This is a genomic window from Nostoc sp. NMS4 (genome assembly GCF_017115095.1).
In the GTDB taxonomy this organism is placed as follows: Bacteria; Cyanobacteriota; Cyanobacteriia; order Cyanobacteriales; family Nostocaceae; genus Nostoc.
Window position 1 is genome coordinate 1 of sequence record NZ_JABXKI010000101.1, and the last position, 9067, is coordinate 9067.

The following is a 9067-nucleotide window of genomic DNA, read 5'->3' on the forward strand; positions in this document are numbered from 1 at the left end:
CTGAAAGCTTCGGACTCGGCTAACAGTTTCTTGACCGTAAATTCCATCAACTGTGAGATTACCTAAAGCTGTTTGAACGTCTTTGACAAGCTGACCTTTAGAACCAGGGTTAAGAATTACCGAACCGCCAACACCACCAGGTTTAGTCACAGAAAGATTGTTCGGTTTATCACCAATCCATCGGGCAAAAACGTATCTACCCGTAGAAAGCCTAGCAAAACCGTTTTCATACCTTTCAATTGCTGGAAGTGTTGCGCCATTTGGTACGCAGTCTACATAAGAGTAGTTGCTGCTTGGGCCTGAACGGACACGTAAACAACTGCCGTTAGTCTTTACATAAGCAGCCGAACTCATTTGAATTTGGGTAACAGCAGCAAGCAATACACCAACACCGGCTAAGGCTAACCAAGCTGAAGATTTTAGCAGTTTTTTCCAATTTAATTGAGGTTTAGGAAGATTATACTTAGTGTTTCCAGATGCCTCTTCTTGAGCAATAAACATTTGAGAATAGGCAAGATATTCCATAATGCACTCCTTGATATGAAAAAATGAGTACTTGCAGAGAATCACTTGGTTGTTCTCTGTATTTATTCTTAGTATATTTTATATCACCACCCTTGGAAAAGATTTTTATCGGTAGCGAAATTAAGAAAAAATAAAATTAGTCAAAAGCTTTCTTGCTACTGACTTCTCTTTGCTTGTATTTAAGAGATGTTGAATCTGCGATCGCGTCTAACTAAACTAACTCGTTTAAGTCTCATTGGCTTGTATAGCGATCGTCTGCCGAAGTCTCATACACTGTATGAACATTTATTAAGTTTTAATTTTAGAAAAATCTTAAGACTTTTTGGTATACTACGGTAAATCAGTCAGTTTTTTGTAGTATATGCTTAAGGCGAAAAAGTCAAACTCACAAAAACTCAATAAAAGCAAGTACTTTTTACTACAATTTCAGATTTTTTATTATTCCAAGCGGGCTATACCAATAATGAATGGTGCGTTGCACTCTGCTAACACACCCTACTAGCGTGGCGAACCTAAGATTACTACAAAAATATGAAATATAACCAACTTGGCAAGAGTGACTTAAAAGTTTCGGAAATTTGTCTGGGTACAATGACTTATGGACAGCAAAATACTATCGAAGAAGCCCACGAACAGCTAGATTATTCTATTGCCCAAGGAGTAAACTTTATTGATGCAGCAGAGATGTATCCTGTCCCCACAAGTGGCGAAACTTATGGATTAACTGAAACTTACATTGGGGAATGGTTAAAGCGTCAACAAAGAGATCGACTAATTATAGCTACTAAAATTGCTGGCCCTGGTCGAGGCTTTAAATGGGTACGTGGTGGAGCCAAAGCAATTGACCGTGATAATATCAAACAAGCTGTAGATGATAGTCTAAAAAGATTACAGACAGACTATATTGATCTGTATCAAATCCACTGGCCCGATCGCTATGTGCCACGGTTTGGACAAACGGTGTTCGATCCGATGCAGGTAGGAGAAACAGTTCCGATTACGGAACAGCTAGCAGTTTTTGACGACGTAATTAAGGCAGGAAAAATTCGCTATATCGGTTTAAGTAATGAAACCCCGTGGGGAGTTGCCCAATTTAGTAATGCTGCTAAACAATTAGGATTACCCAAAGTTGTTTCGATTCAAAATGCTTATAACTTGTTGAATCGAGTATTTGACGGAGCTTTAGCAGAAGCAGTTTATCACGAAGAAATTGGGTTACTAGCTTATAGTCCTTTAGCATTTGGTTTCTTGACTGGCAAATATCTAAATGGCAAACCAGAGAAAGCTAGAGTCACTTTGTTTGAAAATTTTGGCCAGCGCTATCTCAAACCAAAAGTAAGTCAAGTAGTCGCAGCTTATGTGGAAATTGCCAAACGCCATCAACTAAGTCCAGCACATCTAGCTTTGGCATTCGTGCGGAGTCGTTGGTTTGTACCTAGCACAATTATTGGTGCTACCACATTAGAGCAACTCAAAGAGAATTTAGAAAGTGTGAATGTAGTTCTCAACAAAGACATTTTGGAAGAGTTGGATATAGTTCATGCTCAGTCTCCCAATCCAGCACCATAACAGTGCTGAGTAATGAGTGCTGAGTGCTGAGTGCGAATTGTTTAGAAACAAGTAGAAGTAGGTGATGCAATCTGTCCTAGTAGTCTGTCAAGAAATAATTGACGAATAAGTTTTCTGTAGAGACGGCGATTTATCGCGTCTCTCCAAGCGTCAAAATAGGTTTGACAGACCACTAATTCTGAGATTTAAAACTAGATATTTAGTAGGTAAATATGACTTTTACAGCAACATCAGTTGACCAGAATACTATTCGTCGTCGGGGTACTGGCTTAAAGGCTTACAATCCCGAAAAAGTATTTAAAGGATACACACTTTTCACACCTCTGACAGGTCAAGGTGAAGTCTACCTTTTGAACTTGGAAGGAGAAGTAATACACCAGTGGAATTTGCCTTATCCACCAGGTTTGTACGGTTATCTTTTGCCCAATGGCGACCTTTTTTATAATGGTAAGACTCCACCAGAAGAACCACTGCGTTTTGCTTTGTGGGCTGCATTTAAAAGTGGTGTTGTTTTAGAAGCAGATCCCAAAGGAAATATTATTTGGGAATATAAGCATCCAGATCATCATCACGATGGACGCAGATTAGCCAATGGCAACACAATTCTACTCGCCATTGAAAAGATACCTCAGTCTTTGGTTCCTCGAATCAAAGGCGGTGTAACAGGTACAGAACCAGATGGTAATATCTATGCGGATGTGCTTTATGAGGTGACTCCAGCAGGTGAAATCGTTTGGACTTGGCACGCCCACGAACACCTCGATCCAGATATATTTACGATTACACCCCAAGATCATCGACATGAATGGACACATGGGAATACTGTGGGTGAACTCGCTGATGGCAACATTATAGTGAGCTTTCGTAATATCTCCACAGTTGTGATTGTCGATCGCAAAACCGGAGAAATCATCTGGACGCTGGGTGATGACGTGCTAGCACAGCAACACTTCCCGAACGAATTAGCTAATGGTAATATCCTGATTTTCGACAATGGCGCACATCGCCGTAATATTGCTCTTAATTTCTCCCGTGTGATTGAGGTGAACCGTCAAACGAAAGAAATAGTTTGGGAATACACCGACAACCCACCCCAAAATTTCTTCAGTTCTTATATATCAGGAGCGCAACGTTTGGCTAATGGCAATACCTTAATTACAGAAGGTGCTTACGGTCGAATATTCGAGGTGACAGTTACAGGGGAAATTGTTTGGGAATACATCAATCCCTACTTTGCATCTCGGAATATTCCAGGTGAGAAGTCGCCGGTAACTCGTGGAGAACAAAATACAGTTTTCCGCGCCTTCCGTTATGCACCTGAAGAAATACCCTGGCTTTAGTAGTCTGTCAACTTTAAATTGATGGGTAAGTAAGTTTGTAGTAAGGAGTTTAGTCCTTATTTTCTAAGCGCTTTAGTGCTTACTACTGGCGTGGCAAGCCTAAAATTGCAATATTTTAACCTTGCTAAACCATATTTAAGTACAAGGAAGAAAACGAACCGCAAAGGACGCAAAGGACACAAAGAAAGAAAGAAGGAAAGAAAGAAAGAAAGAAAGAAAGAAAGAAAGAAAGAAGGAAGAATTTAAAAGGGTTTGGCGCAGCTTTACAAAGAAATGGTATTACTACGAACTTCTGATTATTAAAAGTTTGGTTAGTGTCGAGAATTTTTTACGCTACATTCGCTTCAAAAAGATTTTGTGACACTAACAATTTAAGATTTGGGATTTTGGATTCAAATTCAATTCCCAATGCCGATTAACAGGTTCTATTTACCAAGGTACTTAAACATGGCTGAAATTAAAGTATACAGTGCAGTTGTTTGTCCCTATGCTCACCGTACCCGTTTGGTACTCCAAGAGAAAGGGATCGACTTCGATTTGATTGAGATTGATTTGCAGAATAAGCCGGAAGGGTTTATCAAAGTTTCCCCCTATGGTAAAGTTCCCGCACTAACTCATGGTGATAACCGAGTTTGGGAATCAGCAGTAATTAACGAGTATCTCGATGAGGTATTTCCAAATCCATCACTGTTACCCAGTAGCCCCATTATTAAGGCACAGGCTCGCATCTGGATCGATTTTGCTAACACCAGATTCGTTCCTGCTTTTTCTACCCTGCTGCGGAGTTCAGATCCCCAAAAACAAGAAGAAGCTAAACAGGAACTATATAAACATCTGGAATTCATTGAAAACGAAGGTTTAGCAAAGCTATCTGGAGAAGGCCCTTACTGGTTTGGTGAATCGATCAGTTTGGTGGATTTCACCTACTTCCCTTGGTTTGAGCGCTGGGCTGCACTGAAGCATTATCGCGGCTTTGGAGTACCAGAGCAATTTACCCGTCTCCGTCAGTGGAAACATGCTTTGAAAGAGCGTGAATCTGTGAAAGCGATCGCACACTCTAAGGAATTCTACATCGAGCGATATGCTAAATTCGCTACGCCTACTCTCGCGGCTGTTTAAACGCAATTCATAATACCAATTCAATTAATGATTGCAACACATCCTTGGGTAAAGGTAAAGACGCGATGGGTAAAGTAAAGACGCGATGAATCGCGTCTCTACAAATGGTCTATTTGTCGCATTGTTTTTTCCAATTGGTATAACTATGTTTCAAGTGGGAATTCAAACCCCCACTTGAAACATAGAATTGAACTCTTTAAAATTACGAATTATTAATTACAACTTTACCGAAGTGAGCCGCACTTTTGAGGTAATGATAAGCCTCTCGTGCCTCAGAAAAGGGGAAAACTCGATCAATAATCGGTTTGATTTGATGCTGTTGCAGCGCCCGATTCATCGCCTCAAACATTTCCCGACTGCCAACATAAATCCCCTGAACTGTTAAACTCTTAAAAAGTATTGGCATGGGGTCAATCTCATTTCCTCTGCCTGACAATACGCCAATCAAGCTAATACGTCCCCCAATGCGGACTGCTTGCAGCGATTTTGGCAGAGTACCTGCACCGCCTACCTCAATTACATGATCTACACCTGTGCGATTGGTTAATTGATAAACTTGCTTTTCCCAATCTGGTGTTGTTTTGTAGTTGATTGTCTCGTCAGCACCAAGCTGTTTAGTTTGTGCCAACTTCTCATCACTGCTGGAAGTAATAATCGCTCTAGCACCATGTATCTTGGCAAACTGGAGAGCAAAAATTGAAACTCCTCCAGTACCGAGTAATAAAACACTATCACCTGCGCCAATATTGCCTTTTGTTACCAGTCCATGCCAAGCTGTGACTGCTGCACAGGGTAAAGTTGCACCTTCAATATAAGATAGGTAATCAGGTAATATTACTAAACCATCTTGGTGTAATAAGACATACTCAGCTAGCATTCCATCGATACCGCCTCCCAAATCGGATTTCATTTTCTCTTTAGTTAAAGAGCCATAAATCCAATCTTGGAAGAAAATAGCAGCGACGCGATCGCCTATTTTCACCCGTGTCACCCCTTCCCCTACCGCCACAACTTCTCCCGCACCGTCAGACAAGGGAATTAACGGATACTTCTGTCCAGCACCGTAGGCTCCTTCAATAACCAGCAGATCGCGGTAATTTAAGGATGTTGCTTTGACTTGAATCAGAACTTGTCCAGGTGCGGGTTTTGCTTGGGGGCGATCGACTAATGTCAGGGCATCAATCCCCGCGTTGCTTTGAATTTCGTAAGCTTTCATATATATCAGAGACGCGATAAATCGTCGTCTCTACAAGGGTTCTGGATAACGCATATCTAATTTTACTAGTAGGGTTGCCCTCATCCCCTAACCCCTTCTCCCAATATGGGAGAAGGGGAACTGGAGGCTACAGAGAATCTATGAACTGTTGTACTTTTTCCGAAAGTGGCTGATATTCGATTTGCTTTGCTAACTCTTGAGCATTTTGGTAGCACGATCGCGCCATTTTTTTACGTTTCGTGGTGGCGTAAAGGCTTCCCATATTCAGCAAAGTTGAAATTTCTCCAAGACTATCGCCCAGCTGTTGATAAATCACCATGCCTTGCTTGTAAAACTTCATTGCTTGGCGATACTGTGCCAGGGTGCTGTAGGTAAAACCAATGTTGTGAAGGGTTGTAGCCTCACCAGAGCGATCGCTAATTGCTCGACGTGTCAAAAGAACTTGATTGTAGAGCAATAGCGCTTGTTTGGGTTGTCCTAAATCATGATAAATCGAAGCAATATTATTCAAGGTAGTTGCTTCTGCAAGCAAATTCTTGGCAGCTCGTTGAATTGGAAGTGCTGCTTGAAAAAATTCTAGCGCTTGCTCAAACTTACCTAAGACATTGTAGGCAAATCCAATGCCATTGAGCGTTGTTGCTTCACCAGAAAAGTCACCTAACAATCGCCGCATCCTTAAAATTTGGTGTTGTAGCAACAGTGCGCGTTTCGGTTCGCCTAAGCGGGTATAAATTAGCGCTACATCATTAAGAGTGGAAACTTCATTTTGAGTATCTTGCGATCGCCTAAAGATTGGCAGTGCTTTATCAAAATATTCCAATGCTTGCGAAAAGCGTCCAAGACGGCTGTAGGTAGAACCCAGATTGCTAAGTGCCGTTGCTTCGGCTGGTGTGTTGCCAATTTCAACAGCAACCGAAAGCGCCTGATGAAAGCGCTCTAGTGCTTTTTGAGGTTGCCAGCAACTGAGGTGAGCTAAACCAAGGTCGTTTAATGTATAGCCTTCTCTGGCTCGATCTGGAATTGCTCTAGCCAAGTGTAAATTTTTGGTTGCCAGATCGAGAGATTCTTGAAATTTTCCCCGTTGGTAGTAGCGGTTTGCTTCGTCACGACGTTGTTCCCACTCTTTGACTTGATTTAAAGGTTGCGTCATCTGACCTCAGTTGCATTCTGCGATAAGTTAAGCAAGACATCTTTGGGAATAGAACCCCTCTTAGGTTTCCCAAATTTTAACCTCGATCTTCTATCTTTAGATATAAGACTTAAACAGATAAGTATGCTATTGTTCCATACTTACGGGAATATTTATGAAGCAATGAATACAAATACTCTTGTAGGGGCGCTGCCTAAAGCCGCTACACCTCTCATAGATGCAACAGATGATATGGACACATCAATTTTGAATACATTGAACAAGCGTGTTTTTTTCCAAACATTAATATAATGCTCTTACTATGAGCATCTACCCATCTCTCAAAAAATCTTATACACCAGATCGCCGGACTGAGAATGACTGGCGGTTGTTTTTGCGTTTAGTGCCTTATGCCCGTCGTAACAGCCGACTACTGGCGGTGTCGATGTGCTTACTCGTACCGCTTGCACTAGCTAGTGCCATACAACCCTTCTTGATTGGCCAAGTAATCTCCCTGATTCGTAAGGAACCAAGCGTTTACGAATTTTTCAGGAATCGTCCCTTCTCGCAAGGGTTAAATATCCTAGAAGGATTATTTGTAATTGCGATCGCCATCCAATCGATATTGACCGGTTTCCAAGGTTATATAGTCCAAAAACTCGGACAACAAATCACCGCAGCAATTCGCCAAGACTTATTTCAGCATGTAACATCTCTGGCGGTACGCTTTTTTGACCGCACGCCCGTAGGTAAATTAATTACCAGAATCACCAGCGATGTGGAAGTGTTAGGCGATGTCTTTTCTACTGGGGCAATTGGCATTATATCCGATATGTTTTTGATGCTGGTGACATTGGGGTTAATGTTTTCCATCCAGTGGAAACTCGCTTGCTTGTTGCTATTGATGCTGTTACCAACTAGCTGGGTAATAGTTTATATGCAAAAACAGTACCGCCAAGCCAATTATAAAGGGCGAGAAGAACTCTCTATCCTGAATTCCCAGCTACAAGAGAATGTGCTTGGTATTAACGTCGTGCAGTTGTTCCGCCGAGAAAAATTTAATGCCGAATTATTTCGTGCCACGAACAGCCGCTACACTCAACAAATGGATAAAACCATCTTTTTTGATTCATTTGTTTCAGCAACCTTGGAATGGGTTGGACTGATTGCGATCGCAGGTGTTTTATGGGCGGGTGGTTGGTTTTTATTTAAAAAAGACTTGACTTTTGGGACTTTATCGACATTTGTATTATATGCCCAACGATTATTTGACCCTTTAAGGGCTTTTGCCGAAAAATTTACAGTAATTCAAGCTGGTTTCACTGCCATTGAACGCGTAGGCGATATATTAGATGAACCGATAGAAATCCGCGATCGCGCCAATGTCCGCTTCTCAATATTTGATGCGAAATTTGGCTACATAGACGAGATCCTGGCAAATCTAGAATCCCCAGACCTCACTTCCCCCCCAGAACTGGGAGAGATTCGCTTCGATCGCGTCTGGTTTGCTTACAAAAATGATGATTACGTCATTAAAGACTTAGATTTCACCATTCATCCCGGTGAAAAAGTGGCATTAGTCGGCCCCACCGGTGCGGGTAAAACTTCGATTATCCGTCTTTTGTGCCGCCTCTACGAACCCACCCAAGGACGCATTCTCATAGATGGCGTTGATATTCGGGAAGTGCCACAAGCAGAACTGCGGCGCTACATGGCAGTAATTTTACAAGAAGGCTTTTTGTTTGCTGGCGATGTTAAAAGCAACATTTCTTTAGGAGACGGCTATACCATTGAACAGATTCAACAGGCAGCCGAAGAAACCAACATTGCCCAGTTTATAGAAGAATTACCCCAAGGTTATGATACTCAACTTCGAGAACGGGGCACAAATATTTCTAGCGGTCAAAAGCAACTTTTAGCCTTTGCGCGGGCTGCCATTCGCAATCCCCAAATTTTGGTACTAGATGAGGCTACCGCTAGTTTAGATGTGGGTACAGAAGCTTCAGTTCAAGAGGCATTAAATCAGTTATTGCTCAGACGTACCGCCATTATTATCGCTCACCGCTTATCTACAATTCGGAATGTAGACCGGATTTTTGTTCTCAAGCGGGGCGAATTAATCGAACAGGGAAGTCACGACCAATTACTGCAACAGGGAGGGCTTTATGC

The 9067-nt window shown here is 41.9% G+C and carries 8 protein-coding genes; 5 read left to right on the forward strand and 3 right to left on the reverse strand.

The features are described 5' to 3' along the window. A partial coding sequence (locus HWQ37_RS07235; protein WP_292745343.1) for a peptidoglycan-binding protein occupies window positions 1–525 on the reverse strand: 525 nt, incomplete at its 3' end. Window positions 526–1056: 531 nt separating this feature from the next. Between HWQ37_RS07235 and HWQ37_RS07240 the strand changes: the two genes are divergently transcribed. From HWQ37_RS07240 to HWQ37_RS07255, 4 genes are all read left to right on the forward strand, one after another. Further along, window positions 1057–2094, forward strand: a complete 1038-nt coding sequence (locus tag HWQ37_RS07240; protein WP_292745345.1) for an NADP(H)-dependent aldo-keto reductase — start codon at window positions 1057–1059, stop codon at window positions 2092–2094. A gap of 212 nt (window positions 2095–2306) precedes the next feature. Further along, a complete protein-coding gene (locus tag HWQ37_RS07245; protein WP_292745347.1) occupies window positions 2307–3434 on the forward strand; it encodes an aryl-sulfate sulfotransferase in 1128 nt (375 codons plus the stop codon). 75 nt (window positions 3435–3509) lie between these two features. Continuing rightward, window positions 3510–3680 (forward strand): hypothetical protein, encoded by a 171-nt coding sequence (locus HWQ37_RS07250; protein WP_292745349.1) that lies wholly within the window; start codon window positions 3510–3512, stop codon window positions 3678–3680. Window positions 3681–3881: 201 nt separating this feature from the next. Next, window positions 3882–4553 carry a glutathione S-transferase family protein gene (locus tag HWQ37_RS07255; RefSeq protein ID WP_292745351.1) on the forward strand — a complete coding sequence of 224 codons (672 nt, stop codon included), beginning with the start codon at window positions 3882–3884 and terminating at the stop codon, window positions 4551–4553. 202 nt (window positions 4554–4755) lie between these two features. Here the strand turns inward: HWQ37_RS07255 and HWQ37_RS07260 are convergent, their stop codons facing one another. Together HWQ37_RS07260 and HWQ37_RS07265 are read right to left on the reverse strand one after the other, a co-directional pair. Beyond that, window positions 4756–5769: a zinc-dependent alcohol dehydrogenase family protein gene (locus tag HWQ37_RS07260; protein ID WP_292745353.1), complete on the reverse strand. Its 1014-nt coding sequence runs from the start codon at window positions 5767–5769 to the stop codon at window positions 4756–4758. A gap of 127 nt (window positions 5770–5896) precedes the next feature. Continuing rightward, window positions 5897–6919, reverse strand: a complete 1023-nt coding sequence (locus HWQ37_RS07265; protein WP_292745355.1) for a tetratricopeptide repeat protein — start codon at window positions 6917–6919, stop codon at window positions 5897–5899. 301 nt (window positions 6920–7220) lie between these two features. Between HWQ37_RS07265 and HWQ37_RS07270 the strand changes: the two genes are divergently transcribed. Then, window positions 7221–9067, forward strand: a 1847-nt coding sequence (locus HWQ37_RS07270) for an ABC transporter ATP-binding protein (RefSeq protein ID WP_292745357.1), incomplete at its 3' end; no start/stop codon positions are given.

What these genes read in the sequence shown, in the direction of transcription:
- HWQ37_RS07260 (WP_292745353.1), bottom strand. Translation starts at nt 5,769, where the DNA reads ATGAAAGCTTACGAAATTCAAAGCAACGCGGGGATTGATGCCCTGACA.
- HWQ37_RS07255 (WP_292745351.1), top strand. Translation starts at nt 3,882, where the DNA reads ATGGCTGAAATTAAAGTATACAGTGCAGTTGTTTGTCCCTATGCTCAC.
- HWQ37_RS07245 (WP_292745347.1), top strand. Translation starts at nt 2,307, where the DNA reads ATGACTTTTACAGCAACATCAGTTGACCAGAATACTATTCGTCGTCGG.
- HWQ37_RS07265 (WP_292745355.1), bottom strand. Translation starts at nt 6,919, where the DNA reads ATGACGCAACCTTTAAATCAAGTCAAAGAGTGGGAACAACGTCGTGAC.
- HWQ37_RS07240 (WP_292745345.1), top strand. Translation starts at nt 1,057, where the DNA reads ATGAAATATAACCAACTTGGCAAGAGTGACTTAAAAGTTTCGGAAATT.